This window comes from Roseivirga ehrenbergii (assembly GCF_001593005.1).
In the GTDB taxonomy this organism is placed as follows: domain Bacteria; phylum Bacteroidota; class Bacteroidia; order Cytophagales; family Cyclobacteriaceae; genus Roseivirga; species Roseivirga ehrenbergii.
The window spans coordinates 51,031-66,697 of sequence record NZ_LQZQ01000049.1 but is presented as its reverse complement, the minus strand read 5'-3'; the positions used below and the strand labels follow the sequence as shown (position 1 = coordinate 66,697).

Sequence of the window (15,667 nt, the reverse complement as noted above, 5' to 3'; positions counted from 1 at the left end):
GACAGATGAGGTTCAATATTAAAGCAATTTCAAAAGTCCTCGGTATTCTTCTTATGATGAATGCCGGCTTTATGGCTCTTTGTCTGCCTGTATCCATTTATTATGGCGAACATGATTTAATAGCCATTGCCTCTTCAGCAGCCATTACAGCATTGGTGGGGTTTTCAATGAAATTCTTTACACGAAAACTTCCAGACAAAGAACTCAAAAAACGTGATGGGTACATTGTTGTTACATCAGGCTGGATTTTTATGTCAATTTTTGGGGCACTGCCATTTGTGTTGAGTAATAGTATTCCTGATTTTACCAATGCTTTTTTTGAGACCATCTCTGGCTATACGACCACAGGAGCTTCAATTCTTAATGATATAGAGGCCGTTCCAAAAGGGATTTTATTATGGCGAAGTCTTACCCAATGGATTGGAGGGATGGGTATTATTGTATTGGCCGTAGCCATTCTTCCATTTTTAGGTATTGGTGGCATGCAGCTTTTTGTGGCAGAAGCCCCTGGCATTACGCCCGACAAATTACAACCTAGAATACAAGATACTGCCAAACGCCTATGGTTTATTTATGTAGGCTTAACTGTTGCAGAAGCCATTCTTCTCTACTTCGGTGGAATGACCATTTACGATGCAGTGAATCATTCGCTTACCACCATGGCTACTGGAGGTTTTTCTACTAAAAATGCCAGTGCAGCACATTATGATTCTCCTTTTATTCAATATGTATTGATCGTATTTATGTTTTTAGCGGGCACTAGTTTTACGCTTACCTACTACGCACTTAAAAGGAATTTCAAAAAAGTATTTAAAAACGAAGAGTTCATTGTTTACAGCATTTTCACAATCGTTATAGCGCTTATTGTTACCATTACGGTATTTATTGCTACGGATAGTGGACTTGAAAAATCATTCAGAGATTCACTCTTTCAAGTGGTTTCGATCATTACAACAACTGGTTTTGTATCAGCCGACTATACCGCTTGGGCACCTTTTCTTACCACACTTTTTTTCATTCTATTATTAGTTGGAGGTTCTGCCGGTTCCACAGCTGGTGGTGTTAAAGTGATTCGACATGTAGTGTTGTTCAAAAACTCATTTTTAGAATTAAAAAGGCAACTTCATCCATCGGCAGTTATTCCTGTAAGAATAAGCGGAAAAGCCATTGAACAAGGAGTTGTGTCGAATGTACTGGCCTTTATTATGATCTATATTTTGGTGATGATTTTGGGAGTAATCTTACTCTCTACCATGAATGTAGACTTCGACACTGCCTTTGGAGCCGTGGCTACATCATTGGGTAACGTTGGGCCTGGAATTGGAAATGTAGGCCCTTTGGACAACTTCTATAATATACCAGCCCCAGGAAAATGGCTCCTCTCTTTCTTGATGCTTTTAGGTAGGCTAGAGTTATTCACCGTACTTATGTTACTTTCTCCTTACTTCTGGAAGAAGAATTAAAATAACTTACCAAAAACGGACTGCTTTTTTTCTGCCTTGAATCCTGCTTGTTCAACCGCTTGAATAACTCGGTCAGAATCAATATTTTCGGCCTTCACGGTAAGCAGTCTATCTTTACTGCTTAAATCTACAGACCATTCCGACACTTCTTTTAACTCATTTAAGAAAGGTGTAACCGTAGAAAGACAGTTGCCACAATTAATATTGGTTTTATATACGGCTTTTTTCATTTAATTTTCAATCTAAATTGTAACAGACTTAGGCAATTCCCTAAGTCTCATAAAGATAAATCACACTTGACATTTAAAGAACTTAATCTCCACGAAAGTGTATTGGAAGGTTTGGATGCTATGGGTTTTGAAAACCCAACCCCTATCCAAGAGCAAGCTATCCCAGTAATTATTGAAAACAAAGATTTAATTGCTGTGGCTCAAACGGGCACCGGAAAAACTGCTGCTTTCCTGCTACCAATTCTACATAAAATCTGTTCGAACGAAATACCAGACGGCCAAATCAACACCTTGATTATTTGCCCTACCAGAGAGCTTGCCGTGCAAATAGATCAGCAACTTGAAGGCCTTGGCTACTTTACTCCAGCTACTTCATTACCGATTTATGGTGGCGGTGATGGCGATGGATTTTCAAGAGAAAAGAAAGCGTTGACCACAGGAGCTCATATTATTGTGGGAACACCGGGGAAACTTATTTCTCACCTTAATTTGGGTTACGCTAAAATTGATCACTTAGAGCACTTAATTCTGGACGAGGCTGATCGAATGCTAGACATGGGCTTTTATGAAGACCTGATGCGCATCATTGGTTTCTTGCCTAAAAACAGACAAAACTTGATGTTTTCAGCTACTATGCCTCCAAAAATCAGGAAGCTGGCTAAAGACATTCTGCAAGACCCGCATGAAATCAGCATAGCCATTTCTAAACCTGCCGAAAAGGTGGTTCAGGTAGCTTTCAATACCTACAATAATCAGAAAATTGCCCTTGTAAAGCATTTGTTACGCTTCAACGACATTCCTAGCTTGGTGATTTTTGCTTCGACAAAACTGAAGGTAAAAGAACTCACTAGAGAACTACAGCGTGAAAAAATGAATGCGAAACCAATTTCTTCTGACTTAGAGCAAAAAGACAGAGAAGACATTCTTCGAGAATTTAAAAGCCGAAAACTTCAAATTTTAGTAGCTACCGATGTAATTTCAAGAGGTATCGATATTGACAATATTGACATGGTGATTAACTATGATGTCCCCAACGATGCGGAAGATTACATCCACCGTATTGGCCGTACGGCCAGGGCTTCTTCTGAAGGTGAAGCGGTAACTTTTATCAATGAAGAAGATCAGTTCAAATTTTCCAAAATTGAAGATCTAATAGGTAAACCTGTGCGTAAAGTAGCTTTGCCTGAATTTTTGGGAGAAGCCCCCGTTTATGACCCTGTCAAAAATAAGAGCAAGGGCAAACGCTCCTTCGGCAATAAAAAAGGATTTAAAAGGAGGTAATATAAAACCTCCTTTCATGGCAAGTCGTTCTGATTTAATCGCTAAAGACCATTAAATCAGAAGATTGCCGATCTGGCGCATACAGTTTCAATTGCCTTCTGTTAATCAAAAAACACAGCACATAAATTGTACGAATGCGTTCATAATTCAGTTCGATAGCGAACAGAAAACGTAGCTCTCTCCACTCATATTCAACACAAACCATTGATTAACAAAGCATTAAAACCAATATAAAGCTTTGGCATCTTTAGTGGTACTAAGCTTGTTGTTCATCAGCTTTAAACCACTTCTATGAAGAATTTTTCCTACGCCTTCAGAGTCTTACTTCGTAATAAGTTTTATTCATTCCTAAATATCTTCGGTTTAGCTATTGGCTTGGCTGTGGCTATTATCATTCTTCTTTATGTTCAAAGCGACATGAGCTTTGATAAACACCATGAAAAGTACGATCAGATTTATAGGGTAGAATCTAAATTTAGAATCCCTCCTAAGGATGATGAATTTGCTCTTAGCTCTTTTGTATTGGCCGAAATGATGAAAGAAGAATTTCCTGAAATTCAGAATTTCACAAGGTTTATGGGTGCTGGAAGGCAATTATTCAGAATTGGTGATAAAAACATTTATCAAGACAATCTATACTTCGCTGACTCTTCTGTATTCAGCATTTTTACTCATGAATTTATCGAAGGAAACCCTAATACGGCCTTAGTAGAGCCTAGCAGTATTGTGCTCACACAAACAGCCGCCAAGCGTATTTTTGGTAATGGCGAAGCAATGGGGCAAGTAATAGAAACCGATAACAATAACTTTAAGGTAACGGGTATAATCAAAGACTTACCGGACAACGTCCATCTCACATTTGAAGGATTGATTTCCATCTCAACAGTTACGTCTGGGCAACCTGTACAAACAGGTCAACAAAAAGCCAATCAGTTGTGGAATATCTCACTCTATTCTTACATCATGCTTCCGAAAAACTATGATGTGAATAACATCTACAACAAGTTTCCTGACTTTTTTGAAAAATACATGAAGCCTTTAGTGCTACAAGCTGGCTTGGGAGATGCTGGCTTTAGCCCGCGATTAAGGCCTTTAGCAGAAATCCACTTTAACTCCAAAGTGCAATACGACTTACCCACTGGGAACTTAACCTACACAAAAGCCTTTACCGCCATTGGTATTTTCATTCTTCTGTTAGCCAGCATAAATTACATGAACTTGGCCACGGCAAGGGCCACCAACCGATCTAAAGAAGTAGGAGTACGAAAAGTGTTAGGATCAAGCAGAGGAAAACTGCGCGCTCAATTCTTAAGTGAATCGGTCATCATTACTTTTCTTTCATTGATGTTGGCCATATTAATCGTGAACATTTTAATTCATGGTACAAACTTAAATGCACTTTTAGGAAAAGACCTTCAACTCAACTTCTTTGGCAATCCACTTCTATTGTTTGGGTCGCTGGGGGTTGCTATAATCATCGGTTTATTTTCAGGTATTTATCCTGCTTTTTATCTGTCTGCCATTTCAGTATTAGTGGCTATGAAGGGAAGTGTAAAAACTGGCCCTAAGAGTGTTTTCTTAAGAAAAGTCTTAGTGGCATTTCAGTTTTTTATCTCCATTGCGGTAGTTATTACCACTCTACTAATGAATAGCCAAATCGACTTTTTGAGAACCAAAGACCTAGGCTTTAATAAAGACAATGTAGTGTTGATTCCATTGCAGGACACCACAGTTAGAAATAGAATGGAGTTTATAAAAGCAGAGTTAATGCAGAACCCAAATATTCTAGGCATTACCGATGCTTTCGGTGTAGGCAGAGGTGGAGGAAATATAGGTAATAGTCTTTTAGGGGCTGGAAGACGACTATTAAGTGTGAGTGACAATGAAAACAACATTACTCAAGACACATACAATGTTCTTACTGTTGGAAAAGATTACTTCAAAACAATGGACATTGAAATTGTTCAGGGAAGAGATTTTGACGAGAAAATGCCTACGGACATTACTCAAGGCGTAATTGTTAATCAAGCTGTTGTTGATGCTATGGGTTGGGATGATCCAATAGGCCAAACCGTTTCACCTATTGGTCTACCAGAACCAACTAAAGTGATTGGTGTTGTTAAAGATTTTAATGCATTTTCACTTCACGTAAAGGTAGAACCAACCGCTATTTTTAGATACCAATTACAAAATGCTGGAGCGCAAGGTTTACCCACCTTGATGGTTCATGTGAATGATGGTGCTATTGGTCCAACCATGAATTACTTAGAAAATAAATTTACCGAATTAGACCCTAATCACCCTTTTGAATATGAGTTTCTAGATCAGCAAGCGGAAGAGCTTTACCGTGGAGATCAACGACAAAGCAAGCTTACAGGAATACTTTCATACATCTGTATTTTGATCTCTTGTTTGGGTTTATTAGGTCTATCGTCATTCACTACGGCTACTCGAATAAAAGAAATTGGGGTGAGAAAAGTATTAGGCGCCACAGTTCCTCAATTGGTCTTCATGATTTTCAAGGATATTATGGTGCTAGTACTGATTGGCTTCGTATTGGCCGCACCTGCCGCCTACTGGTTAATTAATGATTGGTTAGATGTATTTGCTTATAGAATGAATTTGCAAGAAGTTATACTTCTTGCGGCAGGTATGTCGGGAATATTGGCCTTAGTTATCTCTTTTATAACGGTCAGCTTCCATTCGCTAAAAGCTGCAAATCAGAACCCAGTAAAAGCACTGCGATACGAATAAGAACTTCAATCTCAACTCAAATAAAAGGCAACCCCGAATGGGGTTGTCTTTTTGCTTTTTAGGTAAGCCTATTTAGTTAGTTTAACTTTTAATTAAGGCTTACCCTGTTTCAAATCAACGAGTCAAACCATATTAACCGTACTACTAAGCCGCAATTAAATATTACTCATTACCCAACAAACTACTTAAGGCTAACGCAAAGAAAAAACTCATTTGGTTATAACGGATAGCCAAAAAAAATCTCCCTGCGAGTAGAAGACTACTTACAGGGAGATCAATATGTTTTTAAACGGTTTTTAAGCGCTTCAGTTTATCTTAATTGTTAGATACAGCACCGAAGTTCTTAGCCTCAGTTTTCTCAATTAAATCACCTTCTTTAATTGTTTTAGATACCACCAAGAATGGGCCAGAAACTACAACATCACCTTCTTTCAAACCTTCTAGTACTTCGATGTTATCATAATCACTGATACCAGTTTTTACGACAACCATTTTAGCCTTTCCGCCTTCATCGATGAATACTACTTCTTTGGTTTCATCCTTTGACATAGTATTGGTTGTAGCCACAGCAGTGGTTCCTGTAGTCTGTGCTTCAGTTGCTTTAACATTTGGATTTCTTGTTGTTACCGCTGACAATGGAACAGAAAGTACATCTGCTTTAGTATTAGTGATAATCTCAACACTAGCAGTCATACCTGGTCTGAATGGAGAAGCACTTTGAATCTCAGAAAGTAAGTCTGCAAAAGACTCGTTCAATATTCTGATTTTTACTTCAAATTCAGTTACTGCATCTGCAGAAGTCTTTGTATTTGCCGTATTAGCAATTGATGTTACGATTCCTTTGAATTTTTTATCCATTGAGCTGTAAGAGTCAACATCAATAATAGCTGTATCACCTTGCGTTACACGAATAATGTCGTTTTCATTTACATCTACTCTAACTTCCATCATTGTTAAATCGGCAATACGCATCATTTCGGTACCCGCCATTTGCTGAGTTCCTACAACACGCTCTCCTTTTTCAACATCTAATTTTGAAACCGTTCCAGAAGATGGCGCTCTTACCACAGTAAGTCTAACATTCTCTTCAGCTTCTTCTACAGTAGCTTGGCTCGACTTAATTACGTACTCCGAAGCCTTCACACTTTCTTTTGCAGCGTCTAGGTTCTTCTTTGCTACTTCATAATTAGCTTTAGCCGTTTCGAAATCAGATTCAGAGATTACATTCTCTTTTCTTAATTGTTCCGAACGCTCATAGGCTTGCTTAGATTGAAGCAATTGCGCTTCGTTTCTAGCTACCTGAGCAATACTTGAGGCTAAATTAGCTTTCTGCTGATTTAAGTTTGCTCTTGCTCTTTCTAATGCCGACTGTAAGTTATCAGGTCTGATTTTAACCAAAACCATTCCCTCAGTAACGAAGTCTCCCTCCTCAACATTCAACTCGATAATCTCCCCTGCCACATCCGGACTAAGCTTAATTTCTGTTACCGGTTGAACTACACCAGAGGCAGTTACTTTCTCTATAATAGTAGCTTTCTTGGCAGATGCCATCTGAACTTTTAATGTTTTCGGCTGGCCGATAAAGCCAGCTTGCTTGCCAACCACGGCAATTACCAAAATCAGTACTACCGCTACTAATAGTATATAGATTAGTTTATTTGATCCTTTCTTTTTCTTAGCCATGTTATTGTAATGTAAGTGGGTTCCCTAAATAGAAATCTAAAATCTTTGTTCTAAAAATGTACTCGTATTTGTTTCGAATTAAATCTGCTCTTGCTGAAAACAAGTTGTTACTCGCAATTTGGTAATCAAGATTGTTTACATCACCAACATTATAACGTTGTTCGGTAGCTCGGAACGATTCTTCTAAGGCGGCTACACGTTTAAGCGTAGCGTTGTATGTATTTAAGGCCGCTAAAGCACTATTATAAGCAGACTCGATACTTTGTCTCAACTGATTTCTAGTATTCATAGAAGTAATCTCAGCCCTTTGTTTTGTTATTTGAGCCCTTTGCAGGTTGGCACTATTTGAATATCTGCTGAAAATCGGAACGTTTAAACGAATAGAAACGGACTGACCAAGGTTATCATCATACTGATTTAATACCCCGTAGCTCTCTGAGTATACCGGAACCGTTTGTTGACTTGGGTTAGAAAAAACAGATTGATTAGTTCCATCTACAAAACCAATATTCTGTGCTGGAACTGTTACTTGCTGTGTTCCTATTAGCTGCCTAGCTCTTCCAGAATGGTTTGTAGAAATGCTACCACTTAAGCTTAAACTAGGCAAGAAAGCACTCTTAGCAAGATCGACTCCCAATTCGCTACTTTTTACTCCAAGTTCAGCACTTTGTATCTCTGGTTGTACGCCCATTGCAATGTTATATATCTCATTTGGGCTTTGAGATATAAATCCCATATTATCTACCGAAACCTCTGGTGCTTCAACTTCTAAAGGTTCGTCAGCTGGCATTTGCATCGCTTGCTTTAAGTTTAAAGTAGCTGCCCTAAGGTTATTTTCTGCATTTACTACAGACACCTCATTTGTGGCCACTTGTGACTCTAAATCCAATTGGTTAGTCATAGGCAAAGAACCCGCGTTTACTAATTTTTTGGTTCTTTCTAACTGAGCTTGAGAAGACTCTAATTGAAACTTAGCATTCTTAAGCTGCTCTCTTCCCAATAAAACATTTAAAAAATTTGTTGCTACAGTTACCCCAATATCATTTTTTGCCTTCTGTAGATCAAATTCACTTGCATCAAGATTAAGCTCATTTCTCTTAATAGTATTTCTCAGCGCTCCTCCATTAAATAATGTAACAGAAGAACTAGCAGAAACACCACTACTCACAAAGCTTGTACTAATAAAACCGTTTGTAACTGGGTCAATAGTTCTACCAAATGATTTACTCAAATTACCTCCACCACTTAGGCTCGGTAAAAGAGCAAATTTTGATTCCTTCAATGATATCTCACTGTTTAACTTGTTGAGTTCACTAGAACGAACCGTTAGATTATTTTGCCATGCATAATTAATACACTCTTCTAGCGTCCAGTTATTCTGCTGACCATAGGACGCCATTAGCATAAAGAGCCCTGTGAGACTCAGGTAAATTTTTCTTTTCCAAATCATGTTTGATTGCTTTTTAAAAATCTATATCGGGTATGTAAATGACCTTTTTGACCCAACTTAAATGGTTTAAATATTCAATAGTAATTTTATCTAACCCTGAATCGGCTTCAATACAATGACAAGCCATATCAGATTTACCTTTACGGTTTACCGACATATTTGCAATATTACACTCAGAATTAGCCAAAATGCTTGCGATAAACGCTATTGCTCCTTTTCTATCATCTGCTGTAATAATCAAAGTGTGCAAATTGGCATTAAAGCCTGTAGAAAACCCGTTTACACTAACAATTTTTATTACCCCTCCTCCTCTACTTTCTCCTATTACCTCAATGGTTTCTTCCTTTGCAGTAGCTCTGATCTTAACTGTATTGGGGTGCATAGTAAGCGAGTTACCAACTGACCTAAAAGTGTAAGTAAAGCCTGCTTTCTCAGCTTCATCAAATGATGTTTTAATTCTAGCGTCATCTGTTTTAAAATCGAGAAGTCCAGCTACAATAGCTCTGTCACTTCCATGGCCTTCATAAGTTCTGGCAAAAGAATTATAAAAAGTAATTTCAGCTATTTCTGGTTGACAGCCCAAAATTTTTCTGGCCACTCGTCCAATTCTAACCACTCCAGCAGTATGCGAACTAGATGGTCCTATCATAACAGGACCAATCATATCAAATACACTACTTTGTTCAGCCATAACCTAAATTTATTCTACTTTCAATATTAGAGAATAATCCCCTACTTGAATTGGCAATCTGTTTAAGTGGTTTATAGAATACATGAAAGCGATATTTAATTCCCGACTCATTGAAATTGACAGCCTAGCGCTCGATACAAAAAACCGAGCGTTCTGCTATGGAGACGGCCTGTTCGAAACAATTGTTACAGGCCCCAACAGAATTAATTTGACTGATTTTCATTTGGAAAGATTAACGAGGGCTTGTAAAGTATTAGAACTTGAACCGCCTCAACTTTCAAGTCAAACTTTAAATGAAATGATTTCACAACTAGCTGACATCAATCAACTTAAAGGAAACATAAGAGCAAGAATTCAAGTTTGGAGAGAGCATGGCGGGCTCTATACTCCTGAACAATCTGCATCTTCTTTTTTATTACAAGTAGCCGAAACCACAAAACCTGTTTTTATGGAAGGCGGGGCAGTTGGCGTTTCAGAGTCATCAAAAGTGACCCATACCGCCATCTCTTTTGCTAAGACCATGAGTGCATTACCTTATGTATTGGCTGGCATAGAAATGCGACAAAAAAACTTAGACGAAATTATTTTACTGGATGACCAAGGGAATTTAGCAGAAACCCACAGTTCGAATCTTTTTTGGATTGAAGGTGATAAAATATATACACCATCAATCCAAACGGGTTGTATTGGTGGAATAATGAGAAGATTGATTCTAGAAACCTTAGAGGTAAAGGAAGTTTTGGCTAAGCCTGAAATTCTTCTTCAAGCAGATTCTATATTTAATTCTAACGCAAGCGGAATTCGTTACTTCACTTCTTTTGGCAAAAAGAAGTATTCAAACCCAAAAGAAAAACTAATGGAAGTGCTTAAACTGCTACAGCCCCTTTAATATGAGGGTGAGGATCATAGCCTACTAATTCAAAATCCTCAAACTTGAAGTCAAAAATATTCTTCACACTAAGATTAATCTTCATGGTTGGCAGTGGACGGAAATCCCTTGACAACTGGAGTTCGGCCTGTTCAAAGTGATTAGAATATAAGTGGGCATCACCGAAAGTATGGATAAATTCGCCCGGCTCTAGATCACACACCTGAGCTACCATGAGCACCAATAAAGAATATGAAGCGATATTAAACGGCACACCTAAAAACACGTCTGCACTACGCTGATACAGCTGACAAGAAAGCTTTCCATCTGCCACATAAAACTGGAACAATGCATGACAAGGCGGAAGCGCCATGTGGTCTACATCTGCAACATTCCAAGCGCTCACCATTAGTCGTCTGGAGTTAGGGTTTTTCTTAATTTGATCGATTAGCTTAGTGATTTGATCGATTGTTCCTCCATCTCTGGCAGGCCAATTCCTCCACTGATAGCCATAAACTGGGCCCAAATCTCCATTTTCATCCGCCCAATCATCCCAAATGGAAACACCATTCTCTTTCAGGTATTTTATGTTGGTATCGCCTTGAAGAAACCAAAGCAATTCATGAATGATAGACCGTAGATGGAGTTTTTTGGTGGTTACCACTGGAAAACCCTCAGATAAATCAAAACGCATTTGATAACCAAAAACACTCCTAGTACCTGTTCCAGTTCTATCTCCTTTGTCCACTCCGTTTTCAAGAATGTGTTTCATTAGGTCATGGTACTGCTTCATACGTAAGGGTGTTTTCGAATTAAGAATTGATCATCAAAATAAGTTATTTTAAAGATCAATCCGAAGTTTGATGGCGGCTTTTTGGCCACTATTCTTTTAATGATTTAAACAGAGATATGCTTTTTGTTTTACAATGAGTCTAAATCCACAATGTCTAATTTCGGCAACCATTTTTTGTAACCAAACATAAGGTTGAGCCCAAAACGAAGGTCAAATTTAGAGTATTGCTCAGGCTTGTTTGAAACCAAGGCGTTATCTGTTGCCACATATAATTGAATTGGACCAATATCGGCAGCAATGTTCATCCCCATGTTAAATTCATTTTGAGGCCCTCTATAACTACCTAGCAATCCGAATGTGAATTTATTCATCGTATGATTATAAGCAACAGCAAAAGAGGGGTCGATTTCCTTGAACACATGATTATTGAATGCCACTACGGTAAACTTATCTTTCGAAGTCAAAAATAACGAAGCTGCCAAATAGGTTTTTGTTGGCAAGCTTGTGCTGAATTCATTTTGAGTCTCGTTTGATCTGAATTTGTTCTCAATACTATCTCTAAATACTTCAGAAGAATTTTCTAAGCCTCTTAGTTGCACACCGTTAATAATTACCGTAGTGTCAGCTGAGTTGTAATTCCTTACCTGTTCTTTCCATTTAATGGTACCAATATCATTCATAGCTGCCTCTACGGTAAGCCAATCCAACACCTTAAATTTCGCCCCTAAATCAAAGGCTACTGTTTTATTTTGGTTGTTCATGGCGTATTTGGAAGTCGCATTACTTTCGTAATCATCGCTATTCATTAATAGGTCTAATCCAGCCGTGTTCACTGTTGCGTTTTTCAGTGAAATCCTCCAGCTGTTGTCAATTTCATTGGTATATAAAGTTCCACTTGCACCTTCGGCAGTCGAGGCGTGAAATAAACCTGTAATAAGTTTTACCCTTGCTCCAACCGTTAAGCGTTCTCCTAAAAATTTACGGGCATGTCCTACCCCAATTTCTTGATAAGAATTTGCAAAAACTCTAGATTCAGAAAGGTTGATTTCACCTCCAATTCGGTTTGAGTTACCGTTGGCCATAAACTCCATAAAATCCTTTCCATACCTTAGGTCCACAGATGCTCTGGCATTGGCAAAAAGGCTATATGCCCCATTCTTGGTTTTATATCCAATATGAAAAAGGTTTGCGGTTACGTCTGTGCTTACTCTGTTTATTTCTGCGGAAGCCCCCAAAAGCACATTAAAATTGACCTCAAAATTAATATCTCCATCAGGTTTAGAAATCAGTTCGCGAAGCCTAAAATCAGATTGCGCTAAGAAACCCGCTGTTGGTAAACCAAAAGTAAAAGTGTTCTTAGGAATAAATGCTGGTTGTAAACTCTGCGTCTGAGGAACTAGTTCTCGTAATTGAAAATAAGAAAAGTATGCTTGCGAGTAAGAAAGCTGAATGCAGAATACCAGTATTAACGATGTAAGTAGAAGTTTTTTCATGGCTTTTATCAATCGTTAGAGGTTAACTCGATGTCGGCCTGAACAGCCAATTTAACAGTGAGATTATAATCTGAGAAAAACTTCACAATCTCATCAGAAGAGGCACCCGTTGTGGTCATTCGGGTTACCACATCAATACTCGTTGCATTTTCCAGAAGCCGAATATCAGCATCCGCAAAATGAATGTCTACTATTTTAGTAGTGGCTTGGGTTGTTCTCCCATCACTTCCGACTGGTGCGCCATCAAACAAGGCCCTTTCACTCACAGTATAAACCGTATTGTTATTCTCATCTTTAAAAACCAGCTCAATTTCACCACCAAGTGGTAAATTATTTTCGGCAATCAACCTTAAAGTCAATTCCTTTGCTTGATCTAAATCATCGGCAACATCAAAGTCAACATTTTGTCTAGAAACCAAACCATTGATATTCACAATCATTGGCAGTTCTAATCTTACCCCTACGTTTAACTCACTACCAGCATCTACAAAATTATATTGGGCTGGTGCGCTAGCAGGATTCGCCTCAGTATTCACTTCAATAATCACCTTTTTAGGCATCGAACTGATCAGTTCTGGAAGGTTAGAGTTGGTGGAATTCAAATCCAAAGTGGTATTTACATTTGTGCCAATTGCATCAACTTGAGGTCCATTAACAATACCTGGAGTAGTGGCTGCACTCCCTGTTAAAGGAATGATTTGTCCCTGTTGTGTAATTGCGGCAATTTCATTGAAGCTAACCCCCAAAGGAAACCCAAAACTATTATCGAAAACAAAGCTAAAACGAGGCTCTGCAAAGCTTATCGTTCCCTCTCTAAACGAATCAAAGAAATCGAGATTCAGTAATTCAAAGTTCACATCAAGTTTTCTTTCACCCACATAACCATATACTAGGTCAAACTCAGGGTTGCTTAAGGTCATTGAAAAACTCACTCCATCGGTAAGTTGAATTACTGAAGTTGGTGATACTCTCACCTGATAATCGAGCTCTACAACAATCTTATTTCTTACCGCATTCGCATTGGCGTCTTTCGAAAAATCACCCAAGTACTTATTTAAGACATCAGTAAAATTTACAGAGGTATTTGAAGGATCCAATATTCCCGATACCACCAGTGGCTGATGAGTTTCATTTGTAACCAGCGAATTCAAGGTAAGGGTATATGCCACTTCTGCATCCAATTCGGAAGACATCAATATATCAATATTCCCTCCACTGAAATTCACACTATCATACTCTTCATTCTGAGTGGCCGCAAGATCAAATACAAAAACCTCATTATAATCGTGTAGAGAAGAAAAGCCTTGGGCGTTAATATTTAAACCAGCATCTACACTTTGTCCGAAACTCTGATTGGCCAAGGTTAGAAAACCAGTAGCACTTTGAGATTGTAATTGAGCTTCATAGGTAAGCATTACAATGTTATCTGAGTTCTGGCCAATATCAACTCCAGCTTCGCTCAATTCATCAAAAAGATCTTGAACACTATAAGATAGTTCACCTATGGGAATAGCTAAGGAAGGCTTCCAAACAAAATCGTTGAGCTTAGCATCTGCGAAGTATTCAAGGTTACACCCCACTAAAATGGCCGTAGCACAGACTGCAAGCAGAAGGCTTCTTATTTTTTTTATAAACATAAAAATATCGTTAAGTACACACTTTAGTTATTCCTGAGGCATTACTATCCACAGAACTATATAGACCAAAAGCCCAGAAAATGCGGTGAAAATTGTGGCGAATACATACAAAACCCTCACAAGGCTAACGTCCCAACCGAGCCATTCTGCAAGACCTCCACATACTCCTGCAATTACTTTATCAGAAGTTCTTTTAAGTTTTTTATTTGATGACATGCGTAAAAATGTAAGTCACTAAATTAGTGACTTATTGAATAAATACCTACTACTGGAAAATGGTCAGAGTAGTCTATTTCGCTCAATGTGTTAAAGTCAAGGGCCTTTAACTTATTATTATAGAACTGATTATCGATTCTTAAAAATGGTAATTTTCCGTTATAGGTAAACCCAAAACCTCTTCCGGCATCTTCAAAAGCATTATTGAATTCTCTTGAAATTTTAAAGTAATTGTAGCTATAGGGTATGTCGTTAAAATCACCGACAATAATGATCGGATAGGTAACCTTCTCCGCATGCTTGAGTAAGTCGTTGATTTGAGCTGTTCTTCTTACTGAGCCATCTTGAAACTTTCTACGCACTGTTTCATATTTCTTTTCAAATTCAGCCTGATCTATCACTTCTTGATCGACATTAATGCTCATAGACTGCAAATGCACATTGTACACCCTAAGCGTATCCTTTCCTATTTTCAAATCGGCAAAAAGTATATTGTTGCTCGTTTGTTTTTCATAAAACACACCTTTGTTCAAAATAGGGTATTTTGAAAATATAGCATAGCTGTCACCATAGCCTCCAGTAAAACTATTATACTTTCCCGATTGTGAAATGGCTTTGATCACATTTTTAGAACCTAGAAACTCTTGAAAACATTTAATATCAGAAGGGCTGGAAGCAATCCACTGAAGCATATCCTTTTCATTTCCTTTGTTCATCCTCATCATATTGTAATTCATTACTTGAAAAGATGAAGGAGCTTCATTGCTTTTACTTAAAGAGAATGTTGATTTAATAAAGGGAAGCCCAATGAGGAGCAACACTGCAGGTGCAATCGCTATTCTTGACCTTGCAAATAAAAAAATCAAGAAGAAAATTAGGTTTAGAATCAGCAAAAAAGGAATACCCAATGAAACCAGCCCAGAGTATTTAAACAGCTCAGGAGAAACCCATACACTTCCGTAAACAACTAGCGTTAGAATACACCAAATGAAAATGGGAAGTTTTAAAATGCGCTTCATTGATTAAGGTAATTGTTGCTATTCTAACCATTTTCGGTCGTAATTCTAATATTCAGAGCATAAAAAAAGCAGTTCAAGTACGAACTGCT

Annotated in this window: 13 protein-coding genes; 4 read left to right on the top strand and 9 right to left on the bottom strand. The window is 38.1% G+C overall.

Annotated features, from left to right (window positions below; translation table 11 throughout):
• The first annotated feature begins 5 nt into the window (after positions 1-5).
• A complete protein-coding gene (locus MB14_RS14645; protein ID WP_062592885.1) occupies positions 6-1,463 on the top strand; it encodes a TrkH family potassium uptake protein in 1,458 nt (485 codons plus the stop codon).
• Here MB14_RS14645 and MB14_RS14640 read toward each other — a convergent pair.
• A complete protein-coding gene (locus tag MB14_RS14640; RefSeq protein ID WP_062592883.1) occupies positions 1,460-1,693 on the bottom strand; it encodes a heavy-metal-associated domain-containing protein in 234 nt (77 codons plus the stop codon). The genes MB14_RS14645 and MB14_RS14640 overlap by 4 nt on opposite strands.
• 66 nt (positions 1,694-1,759) lie before the next feature.
• Here MB14_RS14640 and MB14_RS14635 point away from each other — a divergent pair, with 66 nt between their 5' ends.
• Complete coding sequence (locus MB14_RS14635; protein ID WP_172796117.1) at positions 1,760-2,974, top strand: DEAD/DEAH box helicase; 1,215 nt, start codon at positions 1,760-1,762, stop codon at positions 2,972-2,974.
• 291 nt (positions 2,975-3,265) lie between these two features.
• Positions 3,266-5,728 carry an ABC transporter permease gene (locus MB14_RS14630; RefSeq protein WP_062592881.1) on the top strand — a complete coding sequence of 821 codons (2,463 nt, stop codon included), beginning with the start codon at positions 3,266-3,268 and terminating at the stop codon, positions 5,726-5,728.
• A gap of 315 nt (positions 5,729-6,043) precedes the next feature.
• Here MB14_RS14630 and MB14_RS14625 read toward each other — a convergent pair whose 3' ends face one another.
• The 3 genes from MB14_RS14625 to sdaAB are packed head-to-tail and all read right to left on the bottom strand — an operon-like array spanning position 6,044 to position 9,552.
• Positions 6,044-7,411, bottom strand: coding sequence for an efflux RND transporter periplasmic adaptor subunit (locus MB14_RS14625; protein WP_062592879.1), 1,368 nt, complete (start codon positions 7,409-7,411; stop codon positions 6,044-6,046).
• Position 7,412: 1 nt separating this feature from the next.
• Complete coding sequence (locus tag MB14_RS14620; RefSeq protein WP_062592877.1) at positions 7,413-8,861, bottom strand: TolC family protein; 1,449 nt, start codon at positions 8,859-8,861, stop codon at positions 7,413-7,415.
• Between the two features lie 13 nt (positions 8,862-8,874).
• The gene (gene sdaAB, locus MB14_RS14615; protein WP_062592875.1) at positions 8,875-9,552 is read right to left on the bottom strand and encodes an L-serine ammonia-lyase, iron-sulfur-dependent subunit beta; all 678 of its coding nucleotides are present in this window, start codon (positions 9,550-9,552) and stop codon (positions 8,875-8,877) included.
• An 82-nt stretch (positions 9,553-9,634) separates the two neighbouring features.
• On the opposite strand from sdaAB, the gene MB14_RS14610 reads away from it, so the two are divergent.
• Positions 9,635-10,441: an aminotransferase class IV gene (locus tag MB14_RS14610; protein ID WP_062592873.1), complete on the top strand. Its 807-nt coding sequence runs from the start codon at positions 9,635-9,637 to the stop codon at positions 10,439-10,441.
• Here the strand turns inward: MB14_RS14610 and MB14_RS14605 are convergent.
• From MB14_RS14605 to MB14_RS14585, 5 genes are all read right to left on the bottom strand, one after another.
• The gene (locus MB14_RS14605; protein WP_062592872.1) at positions 10,419-11,213 is read right to left on the bottom strand and encodes a thymidylate synthase; all 795 of its coding nucleotides are present in this window, start codon (positions 11,211-11,213) and stop codon (positions 10,419-10,421) included. The genes MB14_RS14610 and MB14_RS14605 overlap by 23 nt on opposite strands.
• Before the next feature lie 128 nt (positions 11,214-11,341).
• Entirely contained in the window at positions 11,342-12,706 is a 1,365-nt protein-coding gene (locus tag MB14_RS14600) for a DUF5723 family protein (protein WP_132643958.1), read from the bottom strand.
• An 8-nt stretch (positions 12,707-12,714) separates the two neighbouring features.
• Positions 12,715-14,343 (bottom strand): hypothetical protein, encoded by a 1,629-nt coding sequence (locus tag MB14_RS14595; RefSeq protein WP_062592868.1) that lies wholly within the window; start codon positions 14,341-14,343, stop codon positions 12,715-12,717.
• Between the two features lie 27 nt (positions 14,344-14,370).
• A complete protein-coding gene (locus MB14_RS14590; protein WP_053224232.1) occupies positions 14,371-14,559 on the bottom strand; it encodes a PspC domain-containing protein in 189 nt (62 codons plus the stop codon).
• 23 nt (positions 14,560-14,582) lie between these two features.
• The gene (locus MB14_RS14585; protein WP_062592866.1) at positions 14,583-15,578 is read right to left on the bottom strand and encodes an endonuclease/exonuclease/phosphatase family protein; all 996 of its coding nucleotides are present in this window, start codon (positions 15,576-15,578) and stop codon (positions 14,583-14,585) included.
• Positions 15,579-15,667 lie beyond the last annotated feature (89 nt).

What these genes read in the sequence shown, in the direction of transcription:
- MB14_RS14645 (WP_062592885.1), top strand. Translation starts at nt 6, where the DNA reads ATGAGGTTCAATATTAAAGCAATTTCAAAAGTCCTCGGTATTCTTCTT.
- MB14_RS14640 (WP_062592883.1), bottom strand. Translation starts at nt 1,693, where the DNA reads ATGAAAAAAGCCGTATATAAAACCAATATTAATTGTGGCAACTGTCTT.
- MB14_RS14630 (WP_062592881.1), top strand. Translation starts at nt 3,266, where the DNA reads ATGAAGAATTTTTCCTACGCCTTCAGAGTCTTACTTCGTAATAAGTTT.
- MB14_RS14625 (WP_062592879.1), bottom strand. Translation starts at nt 7,411, where the DNA reads ATGGCTAAGAAAAAGAAAGGATCAAATAAACTAATCTATATACTATTA.
- MB14_RS14620 (WP_062592877.1), bottom strand. Translation starts at nt 8,861, where the DNA reads ATGATTTGGAAAAGAAAAATTTACCTGAGTCTCACAGGGCTCTTTATG.
- sdaAB (WP_062592875.1), bottom strand. Translation starts at nt 9,552, where the DNA reads ATGGCTGAACAAAGTAGTGTATTTGATATGATTGGTCCTGTTATGATA.
- MB14_RS14610 (WP_062592873.1), top strand. Translation starts at nt 9,635, where the DNA reads ATGAAAGCGATATTTAATTCCCGACTCATTGAAATTGACAGCCTAGCG.
- MB14_RS14605 (WP_062592872.1), bottom strand. Translation starts at nt 11,213, where the DNA reads ATGAAGCAGTACCATGACCTAATGAAACACATTCTTGAAAACGGAGTG.
- MB14_RS14600 (WP_132643958.1), bottom strand. Translation starts at nt 12,706, where the DNA reads ATGAAAAAACTTCTACTTACATCGTTAATACTGGTATTCTGCATTCAG.
- MB14_RS14595 (WP_062592868.1), bottom strand. Translation starts at nt 14,343, where the DNA reads ATGTTTATAAAAAAAATAAGAAGCCTTCTGCTTGCAGTCTGTGCTACG.
- MB14_RS14590 (WP_053224232.1), bottom strand. Translation starts at nt 14,559, where the DNA reads ATGTCATCAAATAAAAAACTTAAAAGAACTTCTGATAAAGTAATTGCA.
- MB14_RS14585 (WP_062592866.1), bottom strand. Translation starts at nt 15,578, where the DNA reads ATGAAGCGCATTTTAAAACTTCCCATTTTCATTTGGTGTATTCTAACG.